Here is a 19268-nt window from a genome sequence, read left to right as displayed (position 1 = left end):
GACACCCTTTTGCTATGATTATTATTTTTGTTTAGCGCGCACTGGATCGCGGAACATATATTTTAAGAGTGGTGGTGTTACAAGTGTAGTTACAATGACAACAATAATTACGGAAGTAAAATACTGCTGCTGCAACAATCCGCTTTGCAGACCTGTTGCCGCGATGATCAATGCAACCTCACCCCGCGAAATCATCCCTGAACCAATAATAAGCGACGAATGGTTATTAAATCCTGTAAGACGCGCCCCCAGACCGCCACCAAACAACTTGGTCAGAATGGCAATCACCGTCAACAAGAGGACGAATCCTAGTTGACTGCCAACCCCTTCAAAGGAAACATTAAGTCCGATACTGACAAAGAAGACCGGAACAAAAATCGAATAGGCGATAGGCTCAAGCTTAGATTCCACAGTGTGCTTAAAGGAGGTTTGTGAAATAGCAATCCCAGCTGCAAAAGCACCGATGATGCCTGCCATCCCCATAATTTCAGCAAAATACGCGAACGCAAAGCAAATCATTAGCGCCGCTGCGATAACAGCCTCTGTCACCTTTAACGGAGCCATCCATTTCATAACCCGCGGCACAACGAACCAACCCACAACAAGCGCTACAGCGAAGAACAACACTTTTTTCGTAATTAAAAGACCAATGGACACTGATTCTCCTGTGCCGAAAAAGCTCATTAATACAGCGAGCAAAATAACAACCAGAATATCATCGACTACAGCGGCTCCCAGAATGGTAGAACCTTCACGTGTATTCAACTTATTCATATCCTTCAGTACCTGGACCGATATACTGACCGATGTTGCACTAAGAATGACACCCATAAACATAGCATTATGATAAGCAAAACCAAACATTTCTCCGATGGCGAATCCACCTAGAAAAGGTAAAATAATACCTCCGACGGCTACTGCGAAAGCTGACTTCCAGTTCTTGCGCAGTTGATCCAGATCAGTCTCAAGCCCTGCTATAAACATTAACAATAGAACACCGATCTCCGAAAAATAATGAATAAACTCTCCATTTTGAATCCAACCCAGTACCGCAGGACCTAGTATAATACCGACAATTAACTTACCCAGTACCGACGGTTGTCCCAGTCGTACAGATAAATCACCAGCTAGCTTGGTGAATAGTATAATCAGCATAAGATATAGAACAAACTCCATGTTTCATCCACTCCCTTGTTGTATATAAGAACTGCCAACCAGGGACATCTCCAAGCCAAAAAAAGACAAAGAGGAGCCCTTGTTGACAGGCTCCTCCAAAAAACAAAAAATTATTCAATTAAACAATATTAAATATATTATAACCGTAATATAAAAGACTGTAAACAAAATACGCCGATATTTTACCTTATGCAAATTTTAGTTAATAAAGAATCAGCTTCACTATTTTAGATAGAACACTTCACGTAAAGGCAACATTGGCACCTCATCATTGAAATCAAATGACCCTTCAACCATCTTTGAAGTAATGGCATTCCATCGGTTGCAGGCGTCACTTTTAGCAATGTAATCGAAAGCCGCTTCTGTATCCTCACATTCAAAGCAATAAAAAAATTGATTACCATTCTGAAAGATGGAGTAGTTAGAAATACCAGCCTTACTGTGCTCCTCCAAAACTTCTGGCCAAGGATTTAAATGCATCGCTACATACTCTTCCAGACATTCTTCCTTCACCCGCCATGTCCAAGCCAATTTATTGCTGCTCATCTGTTCATCCTCCTAGAAATGTCCTCTATTGCACATAATAAGAATCAAATACATTTGATACCTATTATTGTACCTGAAGGTAACAGCCCAAGCTATGAATATCTAGTCTTATGCTTTCTAAGCATTAATTCCCGCTTCACTTGGGCGGAGAATGGCAGAACCAATCGCCAGCAGCACAGCAGCCATAAGACCTAAGATGGCAAAGGGTAACCACAACTCATTCCAGCCCCCACCGGTTGCAGCGATGTCGACCGCTTGGATGGCCCATTTTTGCGGAACAAAGTTAGCCGCCTTCTGCATATAGTCCGGCATAATGGATAAAGGCCAAAAGCAGCCGCCAAGCATACAAGTCGGTGTGATAATAAGGGAATTCAGCATACCAGCATTATTAGGATTACGAATTAATCCTGCCACTGTACTCGCGATCCCCATAGACACCAGCATAAATGCCGCAAGAACAAGGAAATAGAGATAGATTGGAACTTCATAATCATAGTGCAGCACCCAGCGACCTAAGGCGAGCACTACGACGATCTGAATCAGTCCGACCATGAAGCTACCCAGAAAATTACCAATAGCAATCTCGTAAGAACGAACCGGAGCACTGAACATTCGCATCATCGTCCGGCCTTTCCGATCATCCATAATCAGAGACACAGAGCTCGTGACCAGGCTCATGAGAAACATTAGCGTTAAGCCCGTAACGACTCCCAGTCCCTCCCGAGGATATAGATTATAATCAGTTCGAATGCTGCCAATACTGTGCTGTTCCGCTCTTTGCATAACCGTAGTAAATTGTGCGTCAACGTCCTTAGATCCGTTATTAACTGCCCCTATGATCGCGGCCGTACTCCTCATTTCATCAGCAATTGTGCTCGCTTTTAATTTAATCATAACGGAAGTTTCATTCGTCTTCAGCTCATACACACTAATTTGCGGCTCTTCTCCAGCAAGTAGTGCCGAAGTGAAGCCTGCTGGAATTAGAATCCCCGCTTCTCCATTCTGATCGACTACGCCTTCTCTTAAAGCAGTCTCGTCAGTCTTTTCTACAAATTTATATTCTCCGGAATTCTTTAGTTCAGTGAGCAAATGCTTACCTGCTGCCCCGTTATCCATATTCGAATACAGCACAACAGCTGGGTTCTCTCCCATCGTTCCAGTAACGGAAACAATACCTGCAAGTACAATACAAGGAAGCAGAATATAGATGAGCACCCCCTTCCTAGTACCAATGGTTCGTTTCACCATGTTCCAGGCAATCGTTAAGATTTTATCCATGATAACCCACCTTCCGGTACGAGATAGCCGCTGCACTGAACAACACTAGGCAGATCAGCGATAACACTCCCAAATTCGGCATGATTTGCGATACATCGGCATGTAACATCATTTTCAGAATAGCCTGCATTGCCCAATGATTAATCGTAAACGCCCCTATAGAGTTCACCCACGATTCTGGAAGTGGTGCCATTCCCCCGCTAATGAAGGTCATACTTACAGTGAGTACCGTAACCACACTTCTTGCGCTTGCTCCAGTCTTGCTGAACATAGAAATAACGATAGATAAGGTCATTGAAGCCACTATCATCAGCAGGCAAAATAGGAGTAACAAGCCCGGGCGATTTCCCCAATTCACACCGAACAGCACATTCGTCAGAATAATAATCGCTGCGCACTGTACTATACTTACAACACCCACACCAAGCATTTTGCCAATAAACAGTTCTGAGCCTTTGACTGGCATTGAATTTATCCGGAAGAGGGTATGATTTTCTTTTTCATTAAAAAGAGAAGTACATACCGTCAAGCCGCTATACAGCAAAAACATCAGCATCATGGATACCGCATAGAACTGGGAAGAAGTATATGAATATCCTCCCTCGCTCAGTTCTCCAAGCTTTACGGAAGGCTCATTACTGGTGGAACTAGGTGCCATAACATTCAAAGCTTCTGGACCCAGTGTCATCGCCACAGACTGTTTATAATTAAGATTCCTCAGAAAATTATCGAAGACCGTCCCTGCCACCCTGTTATCTGTACTTTTTTGGCCCAGTATAAATTCCAGCTGTGCGGCTTCACCGCTCTGTACCTTACTATCAAAGCCTGGAGGAACAACAACCGCATAACCATATTTTCCTGTTCGCAGACCGCTTTCTGCCGCCTCTCGACTACCCACCATAACCGGAGTAATGATATCCTTAAGCTCTGTTGACTTCAAAAAGCTATCCATCATCGCCGAGCTCTCATAGCCCTCACCAGAAAGATTAACAACAGCCACTCGCACAACATCAATAGTAGTGGAGCCTTTGTCACCAACGACACCGGAGAGCGAAGCACCTAAGAGAAAGATCAATAACAGGGGCAGCAAAAACATATTTAATATCATAGAACGTGAGCTAAATAGTCTTCGCAGCTCATAGATCATAATCGTCCAAGTATTCATCAGAATAATCCCCCCTTTAATCTCTTAAGGTCCTTCCGGTCAAGTTCAGAAACAACGTCTCCAGATCAGGTTCTTCAATATTCAGCGAGCCGATAATCCCCTTATGCTTGGCAAAAATAAAAAGGATGTCCTGTAGCTCCCCTTGTGAAGAAGGCAGATACAGCTCAACTACTTCATCCTTTGCTTCTACGCGTCTAATTCTAGGGTGAAGCGTCAGCTCCTGAACAAGCTCCGGTGTGATATTAGCAGCTTTAATGACGATTTTTTCTTCCTTGGCAACGCGTTCTCGCAGTTCTTTTTCCGTACCGCAAGCAATGATATGCCCTTTATCCATAATGGCTACCCGATCGCAAATGGCCGCAACCTCCTCCATATAGTGACTGGTATAAATAACTGTTGATCCGAGTCGATTGAGCTCTTTAACCGATTCAAGGATATGATTACGAGATTGCGGATCAATCCCCACGGTAGGTTCATCCATAATAATCAGCTTTGGACGATGCATAATAGCGCAGGCAATGTTCAGACGTCTCTTCATCCCTCCAGAGAAGGTTGAGGGTTTCTCTTTAGCACGGTCGCTAAGGCCTGTGAACGCAAGAGCCTCATCTACCCGTTCCTTCAAGAGCTTGCCACGCAAACCATACAATCTTCCGAAAAAGGTAACGTTGTCCGCCGCTGTCATCGTGTCGTATAAGGCTAATTCCTGTGGAACCAAACCAATTCTTTTCTTCACCTCAAGTGATTTCGAGGACACGGGCAGACCGTCGATAACAATGTCTCCCCCGTCAATCTTAAGCAAGCCGCAGATCATACTGATCGTTGTACTTTTACCCGCTCCGTTCGGGCCTAGCAAGCCAAAGATTTCTCCTTCTTCTATCGTCATGTTCACATGATCTACAGTTAATTTACCTTCATATCGTTTCACCACATCGGTCAATACGGCGATTGCCATCTTTTCATCGCTCCTGTCTTTGCGCTTCTATATTTACAATTTTAGCTTAAAGGGATTGACCACGGAGGTACGAAAAGTCATCTTTTGAAGGTGACTTAAGTCATCTCCTGAAGAAGTAGGCGAATATGCTAAGATTAGAAGAAACTCTATAAAGGATGTCTTAGGTGTGACTAGAGAACTGACCCTATTGCGATACCTACTCATCATAATTCCTGCTTGTATTAGCATTTACATCTATCCATATGCCGACTATGGAATCTTCACGTTGCATATTCTGATGCTTCTATTCCTTGTGGTCATGGTGCCAAAGCTACCCCGTTCCTTTCATGCCTTAATAAGCATTGTGGAAATACTGTTCACTGCCTGGTTATGTTACCAGTACGGCAGCATAATGATTTTCCCGGCCATTTCAGCATTACTTTATTATTCTAGACTTCAGCCCCAAGCAGTACCTCTCGTGTTTACGGTTGTGCATCTGATTACCTTGAACATAGCGCTCTGGGATTCTCCAAAACTTATAATCACATTCATCAACATTACTTTTCTGCTCATCGCCTATCTCAACGAATTGTTACAGAGGGCGGGTCGGGGCCGTGAGAACACCCTCAATCTTTACGATGAGCTGCGAAAAAAGCATTTCGAGCTGGATGAAGCCCGCAACCGACTGCTGGAGTTTAACGCCCAAATAGAAGATGCAGCCCAGTCCAAAGAACGGGTTCGCATCTCCCGCCAGCTCCATGATGATATCGGCCACCGCCTCATCCGCATTAAAATGATGATGGAAGCCGCGCTACTCACCTTACCCACCTCCCCTGAAAGCGGAATGCAGATGATGGAGCTCATTCGAGATCAATTGTCAGCCAGCATGGACGATATGCGCTCTGCAGTGAAGCGTATCAACTATACGCCACAATTAGAGGGAGCTTATGCGTTAGACCGTCTGCTAGAAGAGATCGGCCGCGATACGGGAATTGAGACCTCATACCAAGTGCATGGGATACCTTACCCGCTATATCCTAGTATTCAGGTGATCTTGTATAAGAACGCCCGAGAAGCCATAACCAATGCCCTACGTCACGGAAATGCAACTGCGATTTCGATTAAAGTCGACTTTAGTGATACTGGAGTTACGATGGAGGTCAGCAACAACGGGACGCTTCCCGAAGGCAATAAACTAACCAAACTGCCGGAAAGTGGAGGGGTCGGGATGAAAGGAATGTTCGAACGAACACATCTGATCGGCGGAACCTTGGAATGGCGGCAGGAGCCTCAATTCACCATTGTTACGCGGTTGCCCATTTATAAGCAGGGAGAGATTGTATAGGCAACGTAGGACTTGAAGCAAAAAAAGAAATCTATATTATGAAGAAGGAGCCACGCTAATGATTAAGGTGATGATTGTAGATGACGATCCTTTTATTCGTCAAAGTCTGCAAGTACTGATAGGGATGGACCCCGATATTGAAGTGATCGGAGCTGCCAGTGACGGAAATGAGGCCTTGAATTTGCTCCAAGCGGGAAATATGGCGGATGTGATTCTGATGGATATTCGGATGCCAGGCTGCGGTGGTGTTGAAGGGACAGAAAAAATTAAGCAGGCTTTTCCTCAGGTTTCGATACTGATGCTAACTACCTTCGATGACGATGAGTATATCATTGAGGCGCTGCGGAACGGAGCCAGTGGATATTTGCTCAAAAACATACCGCCTGACCGTATCATACAAGGTGTCAAAACAGTTAATGAAGGCAACATGCTGATTCACCCTGATATCGCGCGCAAACTAGCCACCTTTCTACAGCCCGCGGCCCGTCCAGAATCTCCACAGGTACAGCCACTGGAATCTTTCGGACTGACCAAAATGGAATTGGCCGTTGTCGCCTCCATCGCTCAGGGACATACCAACAAAGAAATCGCCGGACAGCTGTTTCTTAGCGAGGGTACGGTCAAAAATTACATAACGGATATTCTAAGTAAATTAGAGCTGCGAGATCGGACGCAAATTGCTATTTTCTATTTGAAGGGTGGGCGTGGATAGAAGTTCTACAAAAAAGCCCGGACTCTATTTCCAGAGTCCGGGCTTGACTTTAGTTATCCTTCCGCCGATTCCTTGTTGGCTTCAGCGGCTTTGTTCCGTTTGAGTCGGCCGTTCGGAAGATTCTGGCTGCGAGTACCTGTCTTCATTGCGATGATGCTGAAGATGCTGGATGGCTTCGCCTCCGCAGTAACCGCTCCATCTGTCTCCGGTACCAGAATGATGCCGAGCTGATGATGGTCCCCGTCGTAAATCGGGCTCTGAAGGTATTTGCTCTCCCCTTCACGGTTCTGCACCTCCAGCTTGCAGAACGCTGGATTCATGCGCAGCGCCTCATGTAGCTGCGCGGCATCGGTCAACAGGACCCCGTTGACCTTCAGTAAAATCTCGCCGGGCAGAATGCCCAGCTCCTGTCCGGGACTGCCCGGCAACACGGCCAGCACCTTGCGGCCGCGCGGTGGATGCACGAAGATGGGGCTGATGCTGCGCTCTTCCAGAGCGCTGTACCAGCTTAACCCTTCGTGCAGCACCATCGCTGCGAGCGCCGCGAGCAGGGTCAGCGGGCTCCACCAAGCGGCAAGCAGGCTTAAGCCGAGCAGGACGATGCTGTACATCAGCAGCCGTCCTGAAGTGCGGGCCGCCTTGCGCCCGGGCAGCATGCCCTGCGTCATCTCGCTGAAGCCGATGATGACGGGCAGAGAGACAATGCCAAGCCCGCCGCCCAGCAGCGGCTGCCATGGCAGATCCGTTCCTGCCCCCGAAGGGATCAGCAGGAACAGCGGCAGCGGCCAGAAAGCCTGCAGCTGATAGCCGCCGACAACCATGCCGCGCTTGCCCTTCAAGAAGAGGGGCGTCGCAAGCTTCGCCCCTTGCCAGCGGGCCAGCAGCGCCTCCGCCATGTGCAATAGCGCAGCTAGCACTAGCAATGCGGGAATATCCATCTCCCGTATGGCTGTTGTAATATTCCCGACCGTTCCGCTATGTAAGGCGTTTGGAAAGAAAGACAGTACAAATTGAATCACACCTAGCAAACCTATAGAATAAGCGAAGCACAAATACCGTACACGCAATAGCGATAACACTATACTGACTACCCAAATGCAGGCCACAGCTGTACCTGATAAGGATACCCCTAACAATATGGCTGCAATAGAAACTACTAGTCCCATTACCAGCCCGCTCCACACCGTTCGCCACGTTTCTTGACCCCAGCTATGTAACTTCACATGAATTAGCTTACGTTCTAATGCCACCTGCCGACGGTAATACAACGCAATAAATATAATAGCAATATAGTAATATGGCTGGATCAATAAGTGTAAGAACGCAGTGCCCAAGCTTCCTAACCATTCCTGAATCACATTCAAACTGTTCGTCACACTCCTTTTCTTCCGGTTAATGATAAGTTTATAACAAGCAGAGACGTCTTCGGCGTCCTTTAGAGACGACAAAAGATTCTGCTGCGCATTGAACCGTACCCTTCTGCCCTAAGTGTTTACCTTTTCTAATCTTAACAGAAAAAAAGAAGGCTGAATTCAGCCTTCTTACTTTTTCGACGCTGCCGCCTTAATTTCCTTCTGAATCTCAGCAATCCCTCTATTCCGTTGGTTGTCGTTGGCAGGGTCCTGGATCACTTTGATCAGTGCCACCTCCAGCGCCTCCGCGGTCTTGGCATCAATCATGCCTGTGACTTGAAGTTTCGCTTCACTCTGGAATTTCTTCACTGCATTCTTGGTGCCAGTATCGAAATAGCCATCTTTGCGACCAGGCTTGTAGCCTAAGCCATCCAGCATCGTCTGTGCACTCTTTACATCACCGTTGTTCATGTTATATTGCAGCGTCACGCTCTTGTTAATCGGAGCCACTGAGAAGTAATCCGGCTGCGCTACCGCGATATCCGGTTTAATTCCCTTGCCGTGGATCCATGTGCCGTCCGGTGTAAGCCATTTAGCAATGGTAACCTTCAGTAAGCTGCCATCTCCAAGCTGTTTGTCAAAGCTTGTCTGCACCGTGCCTTTACCAAATGAATTATCACCTATTAGCTTGGCTCCCGCTGACTGCTGCAAGGCACCCGCCAATATTTCCGAGGCGCTCGCGCTACCTTTATTCATTAGCACTACCACTTGATAAGCCTTGCTAGATCCCTTGGAGGTGCTAACTTCGCGTTTTTTATCTTTGTATTCTATTTGAACTATGTTTTTACCAGCTGGAATGAACTCTTCAGCCATCTCAATAACAATCGGGAGGACACCGCCTGGATCATTACGGACATCAATGACCAATCCCTTCATGCCTTGCTTCTCTAGCTTCCCAAGCTCTTCCTTGAATCGTTCTGCAGTATTTAGGGAGAACTGAGTGACCTCGATTACCCCTACACCGTCTTTTTCCATAGTTGAGTATACCGTCTCAAGCTTCACATCATCCCGAGTAAGAGCGAACTCCAGAGGCTCTACAGAGCCGGAACGTTGTATTTTCAAAGTAGCCTTACTGCCTTTAGGTCCGCGTATCTTCGCAACAGCAGCATTTAGATCCATGCCTTCTAGCGATTCTCCGTTAACGGACAAAATGACATCTTTAGCCTGAATTCCTGCTTTTTCAGCAGGTGAACCCTTGATTGGGGAGACCACGACTACTTTACCGTTATCCGAAGAGACTTCTGCACCGATACCTGAAAAGGAACCCTCAATGCTCTCTTCAAATTTCTCAGCAGTTTCTTTACCCATATAGTTGGAATAGGGATCGCCTAGCGCTTCCATCATACCGTTGACAGCACCATCTATCAGCTTCTCCCGATCTACCGTCTCGTAGTAATTGCTCTCAATCAAACTGAGCGCAGTCCCAAGCTTCTGGGATTCCTTCTGCTGTAGACCTGCAACCTGCAACGCAGAGGCTAATCCTTGTCCTGCAGCTTGTCCAAAGACATGAGTATAACCCGTCACGCCCAAGGTTACTAAACTACCGCATAGCAGGGCGGCGATAATCATAAACGCCGCGGTGCTTTTTTTTAACATGATGTTCCCACCGTCCCTTCTTGTCCATCTTGTAAACAACATCCTAAGTCCGTCCTGAAAGGTACGGTATCTCTTCCAGTATATGCCGTACAATCAAATAATATGAGTTATAAGTTCGTTAAAAATTAGAGATAAGGCATAGGATTTACAATCTTACCGTCAATCCGTACTTCGAAGTGAAGGTGGGGACCCGTTGAATTACCTGTGGAACCTGATTCAGCAACCACATCTCCGCGATTGACTTTATCCCCGGCACTAACTCTAAGACCGCCTTTACGTATATGTCCGTAGAGCGTCCAAACTCCGCCTCCATGATCAATAATTACACAATATCCGTAACCGCTCCACCATTCAGCCAAGATAACCGTTCCGGAATCCGCCGCATGAATATTGGTTCCTTGTGGAACCGCAAAATCGACGCCGGTGTGTACTTTCCCCTTCTCACCCGTGATTGGATGTGTCCGTGGTCCATAAGGGGATGAGATTCTTGCGGATCCTACAGGAAGTAGAAACGGCCCATCTCCACCTGAATATCCCGTATCACTAGAGCTGGAGCTAGAACTACTGCTTCCCTTACTAGCTGCAGCTGCAGCCTTCTTGGCAGCCGCCGCAGCTCTACGAGCCGCTTCCGCCTTAGCCGCTGCTGCTCTGCGAGCGGCTTCCTCTGCCTTAATCTTATCCTTTTGCGTTTCCAGCGCAGAGCGTTCGCTTGCCAGTTTGACTAGCTTTTCATTCTGCTCTTCACTTAAATCATCACTTTCTTGAATTTGCTTATCATAGAAAGCGATAAGCTCCTGTTTCTCAGCTTCTTTCTCCTTCAGCAGACTTCTCTGTTGTTCCAAAGAAGTATACAGCTGCTTGGCTTGGGCATATTGCCCTTCAAGCTCTTGTTTCTTCTCTATCACCGTCTGCTTGTCCAACTTATGTTGAACTAACAGCTCCTGGTCCTGATCCACAATCATCTTAAGTGAATCCGCGCGATCCAGAAAATCAGCGAAGCTTGTCGAGGAGAGCAAAACATCCAAGTAAGAAACCGCACCATCGGTATACATTAATCGAACACGGGATCCTAAGACTTCCTCTCTAGAGGCGACTCGTGCTTCTGCTTTATCCAACTCCGTTGCCGTAACATTCAGAGATTGTTCTGTATCGGAAATTTGGGTAGAGATTTCGGTCATTTTGCCCTTAACTTGATCCACTTGCTGTAAGACATACTGCAGATTGAGATTCGTCTTATTCTTATAATGCTGTGCTTCCTGCGTTTGGGACGCCGCTTTCTCCTGCTGCGCCTTAGCTTCCTGCACCTCTTTTTGCAGCTGCTTTAGCTGCTTATCGATTTCGGCAACACTTGTTTTTTTGGCATATCCATCAGAGGGCTGGAATATAGTGACAGCTAGTAACATTACGGCTAGTCCGGCAGCAATCTTCTTCAACTTGCACTCCCCATCCTTCACTTTTTAATATTAAACTTTCAAGAACCTACGAATAGAAACCGTGCTTCCCCAGACGCCGATCAGCACGCCTAGTCCAACTAGTACACCGACGACCAGCATCCAAATATTATCGAACGGAATTAGCTGCAATTGGAGCATAGGATCTCCCTGTACGGTCGATTCCAAAGTGCTGTAACCCAAATACAAGACAACGGAGGTAATGAGCGATCCGATCAGACCGATCAATGCCCCTTCTATAAAGAAAGGCCAGCGAATAAAATAATTTGTCGCGCCTACGAGCTTCATAATGCCAATCTCCTTACGACGAGCAAGTATCGTAACCCGAATCGTATTAGAGATGAGGAACATAGACATGAGCCCCAGACCTGCTACAAAAATAAAACCAATGTTTCGTACAGCGCGTGTTATTTTGAACAAGGTTTCTATTGAGCCCTTGCCATATTTCACTTTGTAAATGGGCTGTTCAGTATGTGTCTTGTTGAGTGCTTCAATCTTCTCAGCCACAAATGATACTGTAGTAGGTTCGACAACTTCTACCTTAAGCGTATCTGGGAGAGGGTTATTGTCTTCATCGAACCCTTCCAGAAGCTCAGCCGCGTCCTCACCCATATCTGCACGGAGATCTTTAAGTCCTTGATCCTTGGAGATGAACGTAATCTTGCTGACCTCCGGCATATTGCCAATTTCAGTCTGCAAAGTCTCACGCAACTTCTGATCTACATTTAGTGCCAAATGCACATTAATCTGTACCTGGCTATCTGCCTCATCCGCTACAGCATTCACATTAAGAACAAGAAGAATAAATACACCTAGGACAAAAAGAGAGACGACGATGGAAGTGATCGAAGCAATCGACATCCAGCCATTACGGAATACGCTTTTGAAGCCTTCCCGCAAGTGTCGCAAGAAGGTCTTAAAACTCATAGCCGTATTCCCCTCTCGCCTGGTCTCTCACAATGTTTCCGTTCTCAATCGCAAGCACCCGCTTGCGCATTTTATTCACGATATCTCTATTATGGGTAGCCATTACAATTGTTGTTCCACGAAAATTAATTTCGTCCAGCAGCTGCATAATGCCCCATGAAGTCTCAGGGTCCAAGTTACCTGTAGGCTCGTCCGCAATAATAACAGATGGGTTATTAACGATAGCCCGAGCAATTGCAATACGCTGCTGTTCTCCACCTGAGAGCTGTGAGGGCTCACGATTTGCTTTATTTTTGAGGCCAACCAGATCGAGAACTTCATTCACACGTTTCTTGATGACCTTCTTCGGGGCTTCAATAACTTCCATGGCAAAAGCGATATTCTCATACGCTGTCATCCTTGGTAATAACCGAAAGTCTTGAAACACAACGCCGATATTACGACGCACATATGGGATTTTACGTTGTTTAAGCTTCCCTATGTTAAAGCCTCCCACAGAAATTTGACCTTTAGTTGGCACTTCTTCTCTATAAATCAATTTCATAAAAGTAGATTTACCCGCGCCGGATGGACCGACAACATACACAAATTCATTGCGGTCAATTTTTACTGAAACTCCTTGCAGTGCGTGAGTTCCGTTAGGGTACGTCTTCCATACATCTTGCATTTCAATCATTTTCTCACTTCCCAATTATGACATTTTCCACTTGTGTGAATCGACAGGGTACAGCTTAAGTTTCCATAAACTTCAATATTTCCGCAATGTATCTATTGTAACAAATCTGTAACCGATTGAGTACCCCGTAACTGCCCCACTATTCGAAAGTTTTGTAATGTCTGTACATATACATATAAAAAGCACCTACTGTGCCGCTCGCAGAAGCCATCCAGGAAGGAGATTATTCATGAAAAAAATCCATCTTACCCTCATAATAGTCATTGCACTCATTCTTATCGGTTCATTAATCTATGGGGGACTTCAACTATATGGCCATAAAAACACGCTTCCAAAAGGTACAACCCTTGCCGGATGGGAGGTGGGCGGGCTGAATATCTCAGAGGTACGTTCCGAACTGGAGAAAAAGCTACAGGCCCTTGAATCTATCCCCCTTGTGTTGCAGGTCGAAGGGAATTCTGAGCTTACCCTCAAGCTTAAACAAGCTGGAATGGCCTATGAAGCCGCTGCTTTTGAGCAAGGTCTACAAGATCTTACGGAGGGGCGGCTATGGGATCGTGTAAAAGCCCGCTACAGCTTCCCCCAGAATTGGAGTCTTGAAGCCCATCTGGATATTGCTCAATTACAGACCATCTTAAGTCCCGCTTGGGAGAGAGAATCCTTCGGTGATCCAGTAGATGCTACGCGGCGAATTACCGGGGATGATCGTGTAGTGTATACGTCCGAGAAGACTTCCCTTGAGGTAGACTGGACAGGAATGGTAACCTCACTATGGGCCGCTGCCCCCACTCGTTTTAGTCGACTACTCTCGCAACAAGAGAAGGGAATTACTTTGGAAGTTCCATTAACCATATTACAACCGGACATCACTCTAAACGCTCTAAAGGAGCAAGGTATTGAGCGAAAAATCATGCAATTCAGCACCTCTCTCGGAGCAAGTGGACCTGGACGAATCTACAACGTCGAATCAGCAGCCAAAGCTGTGAACGGAACCGTGCTCCCACCTGGAGCCGTTTTTGACTATGGCAAAGCTATTGAAAAAGCAAAAATAGATTACGGCTTCCGCGAAGCGCCAGTCATTGTGAACGGTAAGCTACAAGCCGGCGTCGGCGGCGGAATCTGCCAAGTTTCCAGTACGCTGTACAATGCCGCTTTGCGCACCGGACTGGAGATTGTGGAGCGCCGCAATCACTCCTTGCCGGTCAACTATCTACCCAAAGGCCAGGATGCCACCTTCGCTGAAGGCTATATCAACTTCCGTTTTCGCAATACGACTGGCAAATATCTAGTCATTAAAGCGGCTGTACAAGGTCGATCACTAACGATCAAGCTCTTCGGTACTTTTCCGAAAAATGTTACATATAAGGTCCACTCACAAATCGTAGAGGTGCTGCCTCCAGTCGACAAGTACGTAAACGACCCTTCCCTCCCCCGTGGAGGCTCACGCGTTATACAAAATGGGAAGACCGGATATGTTGTTGAGACTTACAGCACCCGGATTGTTGACGGTAAATCCACTGAGGTAAAGAAATTATCCCGTGACGTGTATTACGCACAACAACGGTTAATCGCCATCAATCGTGGAGGCGTAAGTAAATCTGTTATTCCAGAAGCACCTAGAAAGCAGTTGGTAGAGGATGGCGTTCGAAGTGAATAGATTACCTACAAAAAAAAACGGTCAGACCTCGTGAGGTTCTGACCGTTTTTGCTTGTTCATCTATTTTACCTGTAGATGACCTTTCTCGCCTTTAAAATTTACGATTCGGGGGTACATTAGAAATAGATCTATAATCAGAAAGGATGAACACCATGTCAACAGCTCTTGTAAATGATCTCTCTAATATTGTCCGCAGTGCACCTGCCATTTTTGCCTCACGTACTTGCAGAGAAGCCCTTCGCGTAATGTTCCAGCACCCAGAATCCAAATGCATCGTCGTCTGTAACGCCACGAATGAACCGCTTGGATTGTTAATGTGCGACCGTTTCTTTTTAAAAGCCACAGGAAGATCAGGAGTAGATCTGTTCTACAAAGAACCTGCCATGAAGCTCATGAACAAAACGCCACTCATTTTTGATATCTCCACTCCACTTGAATCCGTATTAGCTACTGCTATGAGCCGCCCAGATCCTATGAAGAATGACTGTGTCATCATTACCCGTAAAGGCAAATTCGCAGGTGTTGTTTATATCTCTGACCTGAAGCGCAGTTAGTTCAAAGCCCTACCATCATCTTTCCTCTAATACCTTCCCCTTTCCTCAGAAAAGAATATCCGGTGACGTGTCAATTCTCCAGTATCCCTCCACTTTCTTCAGCTTCACATACACCGACTCACTGCTTTCCTGCGCACCTGGATAAGGAACGGTCAGTTCAAATTCAGCGGTTGTCGCAGTTTTAGAGAGCATGCGGGCGGTGGCTTTTTCATACATTAATAAATTGCCCACATCTGCATTAACCTGCGACATTCTTCCGTTATACTCCAAAAATTGAGTCTGCACATAATATGCCGCTGCATTGTGAGTGTAGGCTTTTTTTATGTAATTCATCAGCTTCGTCTTTGTGCCAATGTCACTGGAAAGATAACGGTACTCCTGCGCTTTATACGTGAAGGTTTCTATCGGGAAGATGTTTCCGCCTCGATTACTATAGAAATAAAGAGCTCTTGCATGGACTACCAGCGGTATGATGCTCTTCACCGTCAAATTATTGATGGTAGCAGGGCCCTCTTTCCCAGGCGCAGACACAGCCACCTTCTTGATTTCCGTACTTCCTGCTGACGGTGAAGCTGCCATAGCTCCTCCACTTGCTGAGATAAGGCCTATGGAAAGGGCCAACGAACCAATCATCCACTTTTTGTTCATTCAGAATTCCTCCTTTGTCATCTGAAAAATACAGGCGATAGCCACTGTTCCAGCTTATGCACCCCGCAAGCTAAAATACCCAATAAACAGAGGAATGAAAACGCATTTATATTTTATAGTAACGAAAAAAATCCACCCTCCTGATTTACAGGAAAAGTGGAGTCGTGAAATAGTGTTATTACAACGGTTAGAGATCTAATTCGAAGATGGAGTAGCAACCTCATAATAAGCTGTGAAAGCTACGTTAGCCGTCAAGATACTTTCAGGACTATCCTTAGATCGCTCTTCATAGGATTGCTGGAAATTAAACGAGTCTACATTCACAATACGAGCCAGCGTTTGTAGCTCCTCCATCCACTGCCGTATACTTGTATAGGTGCCCTCTACTACAGCAGTCATTTTGATCTGTTTGATCGTCGGGAACAGCACTTCAGCCGAACCAGTCATTTGCTGAATCGGATTAGCCTCATCCAAAATAAAGCTGACATCCTTTAAGCGTGCCTGTGAGGACATCCCAACCGCTCGTAAATCATCAATCAATCCTTCGCTGTCATCGCCTTTCGGGAGTGCTGCCAGAAGTTCCTGTTGTTCGGAATCTAAAGAAGTAGCGCTGCTTTTTAGTTCATTAATTTTAGTTTGAAGAATCTCTGCTTCTTTCTCCAGCTGGCTGATCTCTGCGTTCTGTGCGGATATTTCCTTATTTGTCGGTTGAACACCCAGCATATAAAAGGCAAACAGCATCAAGAACAGAATCAATACACCCAGTACAATTGGAGAGCGATACTTATTGAACTGTTCCATCGCTGTTCACCTCCTCTTGGCTTGCATCCGTTCCATTTGTCTGTTGATGATTTGCTAATAAGTTTACTTTATAAATGGCTGTATACATATTTAAGGAAGTGGCTGCATTCGTTGGCCCCGCACTCTGATCCACAGTCCCTTCGGTCAGCTTCGAAATAGAAGCATCCACCGTGAAGGACATCTGACGCAGCTGTCTTAAATAGTTAGAGGCATCTACCATAGTAGGTACATTTACAGTCAGGTCAATTGATGTCCGGTAGGTGTAGTTAATGTCACGGATAAAAGCACCCTGCGGCAGCCCTGCGACTACTTCATCTAGAATAGGAACAGCAATTACCTTATTGTTCTGAATCTCTGCGATTGCCGTCTTCCGATCTAACTGCCCAGGTCCACTGTTTTTAAGCTTCCCAAGCTCTACCTGTAGCATTAAACTGCGATCCTGCAAGCCTTGCAGCTCCTCTTTACCATTAGAGATTTGACCCTTATTAGCCGAAAAATAAATCCCCGTCCCAATCGTTCCCACTAGCCAGATCGCCACAAGACCCATGGTCACATAGGGGAATAATAACGTCTCCCGATCTTCTCTTGGCAGTAGGTCAATCGTGTCCACGCTGATGATGCTTTTTAGAGCTGTCCCTGCTGCTACTCGGTAATTATTTAGCTCAAGATCAGATACAGCATCTTTACCCATCTGGTCTAGGCTTATCGGTGTAATGTCGAGTTCTGCCAGCGACTGCTGAAGCTCTAGATCTAGCTGTTTACGAATGGATGGGACACCTGTTATAACTAAGTTTTTGATACGAGTCGAGCCATCGTGCAAGCTGTATTGGTAGAAGCTGAGCATCCGCGAAATTTCCGCAGTGATCTCCACCATTTGTTCCGGTGATAATTGCTCTTCCACAGCAACTGCTGTTTCTGCCAAAACTTCACTGTCTGCCATAAATTCCAATGCCGCAACATTTCTACCTTTATGCAGATCAAGCAAGTTAATCGTACGAATGAATACCGGATTCCCGTCTCTAAACATATAAACGTCCATGACGGATGGCTCTAGATTAATCAACATCGTTTCCGCAAAGCTTTCCCCATGTCCAGTTGCTATACTTCGCGCCAAGGCGGTTGCCGAAATTTCAACACTGCTTATTCGCAGACCCGCACGCTCCAAAATCTCTACATAATCCTGTATCGATTTCCGTGGAGCGGCAAATACGAGCAAATGGCTATGCTCCTCATCTACCTCGAGCGTCACATAGTCGTAAACAGGATTTTCAAAAGGCAAATGCAGTCCCGTCTCCACTTCCAGCTTTACGAGTTGCTCTACCTGCTTATCGTTGGTACTTGGGATACTCATTTTGCGGATGATGATCTGCGAAGGTGGAATCGACAAGGAAACCTTGCTGCCCCTTAACCCTTCCTTCCTCACCCACTGCCTGACCCGGTCATAAAGCGCCTCGCTATCCGCAACTTGATTCTCTATGATCATGCCTGGAAGGAGCGGGAGATACCGTTTTTTGCGGACTTCCCATGACTGTTTATTCTTAAAACTAATATAACGGATTCCGGTAGCTTCAATTGAAAGCCCGGCCACTTTAGGGCCTAATCCAAGCATATGTCGATGTCCTCCTATCCGATGAGCGAGAGATACGCGCTAATGATGTGTAAACCATATCCGTAACTAATTAAAGCACCTATTGCTAACCACGGACCAAAGGGAACCGGTTGTTTGCGTTTGATGATTCCGAGCAGCATCAGCAGTCCTCCGACCACACTTCCAAGCAGACAAGCCATTAGAAAAGCCAAAATCACATTCGGAAATCCAATCACCAAGCCCAGCAGCGCAAATAGCTTCACATCCCCGGCACCCATCCCTCCTAATAGAACAAAGGGGATAAGAGCCCCTCCCCCAAGCACAGCTCCCAGCAAGTGATGCCATAACGGCCCCTCTGGATAGAGCAATACAAGAATGAGCAGTATCGGCAAAAAGAATAGCAATACCTTGTTCGGAATCAGCATGTACTTCAAATCCGCAACCGTCACAATAACCGCTAAACTCACAAACACGAACCCGAGGATTCCCTTCCCCGTCAGGCCAAATTGTAAGTACACCCATAGAAAAAGCAAACCCGTTGCCGCTTCTCCTAGCGGGTATAAAGGCGACACCCTTGTACCGCAATAACGACACTTGCCACCTGACAGCATGTAGCTTATCACCGGAAACAAATCCCGCCCCTTTAGCCGCGCATTGCAGTTCGGGCAATGTGACGGTGGATTAAGCAAGGATTCCTTAGCTGGCACCCGCAGTGCCACTACATTATAGAAGGAGCCTAGAGTCAGGCCCAGTAATGTGATGTAACTTGCGATGAATATCGTCATGGATGTCCTCTGTTGGCTTT

General features: G+C 46.2%; 18 protein-coding genes. 4 read left to right on the top strand and 14 right to left on the bottom strand.

Annotation, left to right across the window (positions count from 1 at the left end):
- Positions 1–21: 21 nt before the first annotated feature.
- The 5 genes from MKX60_RS06305 to MKX60_RS06285 form a co-directional block, all read right to left on the bottom strand.
- Positions 22–1176: a cation:proton antiporter gene (locus MKX60_RS06305; protein ID WP_042192295.1), complete on the bottom strand. Its 1155-nt coding sequence runs from the start codon at positions 1174–1176 to the stop codon at positions 22–24.
- A 222-nt stretch (positions 1177–1398) separates the two neighbouring features.
- Entirely contained in the window at positions 1399–1722 is a 324-nt protein-coding gene (locus tag MKX60_RS06300) for an L-rhamnose mutarotase (RefSeq protein WP_042192298.1), read from the bottom strand.
- A gap of 117 nt (positions 1723–1839) precedes the next feature.
- Complete coding sequence (locus MKX60_RS06295) at positions 1840–3000, bottom strand: ABC transporter permease (protein WP_076285708.1); 1161 nt, start codon at positions 2998–3000, stop codon at positions 1840–1842.
- Positions 2993–4165 carry an ABC transporter permease gene (locus MKX60_RS06290; protein ID WP_339243701.1) on the bottom strand — a complete coding sequence of 391 codons (1173 nt, stop codon included), beginning with the start codon at positions 4163–4165 and terminating at the stop codon, positions 2993–2995. Before MKX60_RS06290 ends, MKX60_RS06295 begins: the two co-directional genes overlap by 8 nt.
- Positions 4166–4181: 16 nt before the next feature.
- A complete protein-coding gene (locus tag MKX60_RS06285) occupies positions 4182–5117 on the bottom strand; it encodes an ABC transporter ATP-binding protein (RefSeq protein WP_341051468.1) in 936 nt (311 codons plus the stop codon).
- Positions 5118–5283: 166 nt separating this feature from the next.
- On the opposite strand from MKX60_RS06285, the gene MKX60_RS06280 reads away from it, so the two are divergent.
- Both MKX60_RS06280 and MKX60_RS06275 read left to right on the top strand, forming a co-directional pair.
- Entirely contained in the window at positions 5284–6441 is a 1158-nt protein-coding gene (locus MKX60_RS06280; RefSeq protein WP_042192307.1) for a sensor histidine kinase, read from the top strand.
- Positions 6442–6499: 58 nt separating this feature from the next.
- Positions 6500–7153, top strand: a complete 654-nt coding sequence (locus MKX60_RS06275) for a response regulator transcription factor (protein WP_341059335.1) — start codon at positions 6500–6502, stop codon at positions 7151–7153.
- Positions 7154–7206: 53 nt separating this feature from the next.
- On the opposite strand, the gene MKX60_RS31655 is transcribed toward MKX60_RS06275, so the two are convergent.
- The 5 genes from MKX60_RS31655 to ftsE all read right to left on the bottom strand — a co-directional run bounded on the left by MKX60_RS31655 (position 7207) and on the right by ftsE (position 13215).
- Entirely contained in the window at positions 7207–8517 is a 1311-nt protein-coding gene (locus tag MKX60_RS31655) for a PDZ domain-containing protein (protein WP_445670742.1), read from the bottom strand.
- A gap of 177 nt (positions 8518–8694) precedes the next feature.
- Positions 8695–10161, bottom strand: coding sequence for a S41 family peptidase (locus tag MKX60_RS06265; RefSeq protein ID WP_341059332.1), 1467 nt, complete (start codon positions 10159–10161; stop codon positions 8695–8697).
- Between the two features lie 125 nt (positions 10162–10286).
- Positions 10287–11594, bottom strand: coding sequence for a murein hydrolase activator EnvC family protein (locus MKX60_RS06260; protein ID WP_042192315.1), 1308 nt, complete (start codon positions 11592–11594; stop codon positions 10287–10289).
- Between the two features lie 30 nt (positions 11595–11624).
- Positions 11625–12539, bottom strand: coding sequence for a permease-like cell division protein FtsX (ftsX, locus tag MKX60_RS06255; protein WP_341059331.1), 915 nt, complete (start codon positions 12537–12539; stop codon positions 11625–11627).
- Complete coding sequence (ftsE, locus tag MKX60_RS06250) at positions 12529–13215, bottom strand: cell division ATP-binding protein FtsE (protein ID WP_042192319.1); 687 nt, start codon at positions 13213–13215, stop codon at positions 12529–12531. The genes ftsX and ftsE overlap by 11 nt, the downstream gene beginning before the upstream one ends.
- 229 nt (positions 13216–13444) lie before the next feature.
- Between ftsE and MKX60_RS06245 the strand changes: the two genes are divergently transcribed.
- Both MKX60_RS06245 and MKX60_RS06240 read left to right on the top strand, forming a co-directional pair.
- On the top strand, positions 13445–14872 hold the full coding sequence (locus tag MKX60_RS06245; RefSeq protein WP_341059330.1) for a VanW family protein: 1428 nt from the start codon (positions 13445–13447) through the stop codon (positions 14870–14872).
- Between the two features lie 152 nt (positions 14873–15024).
- Positions 15025–15426 carry a CBS domain-containing protein gene (locus MKX60_RS06240; RefSeq protein ID WP_076297875.1) on the top strand — a complete coding sequence of 134 codons (402 nt, stop codon included), beginning with the start codon at positions 15025–15027 and terminating at the stop codon, positions 15424–15426.
- A gap of 45 nt (positions 15427–15471) precedes the next feature.
- On the opposite strand, the gene MKX60_RS06235 is transcribed toward MKX60_RS06240, so the two are convergent.
- From MKX60_RS06235 to MKX60_RS06220, 4 genes are all read right to left on the bottom strand, one after another.
- Entirely contained in the window at positions 15472–16074 is a 603-nt protein-coding gene (locus MKX60_RS06235; protein ID WP_341059328.1) for a DL-endopeptidase inhibitor IseA family protein, read from the bottom strand.
- 195 nt (positions 16075–16269) lie between these two features.
- Complete coding sequence (gene pilO / locus MKX60_RS06230) at positions 16270–16875, bottom strand: type 4a pilus biogenesis protein PilO (RefSeq protein ID WP_341059327.1); 606 nt, start codon at positions 16873–16875, stop codon at positions 16270–16272.
- A complete protein-coding gene (gene pilM, locus MKX60_RS06225; RefSeq protein WP_341059326.1) occupies positions 16859–18484 on the bottom strand; it encodes a pilus assembly protein PilM in 1626 nt (541 codons plus the stop codon). The genes pilO and pilM overlap by 17 nt, the downstream gene beginning before the upstream one ends.
- Before the next feature lie 14 nt (positions 18485–18498).
- Positions 18499–19248 (bottom strand): prepilin peptidase, encoded by a 750-nt coding sequence (locus MKX60_RS06220; RefSeq protein WP_341059325.1) that lies wholly within the window; start codon positions 19246–19248, stop codon positions 18499–18501.
- Between the last annotated feature and the right edge of the window lie 20 nt (positions 19249–19268).

Source organism: Paenibacillus sp. FSL R5-0914 (assembly GCF_038004525.1).
Lineage (GTDB): Bacteria > Bacillota > Bacilli > Paenibacillales > Paenibacillaceae > Paenibacillus_AQ.
Note: the sequence above shows the minus strand (reverse complement) of the source record. Positions and strands in the feature narration are given on the sequence as shown.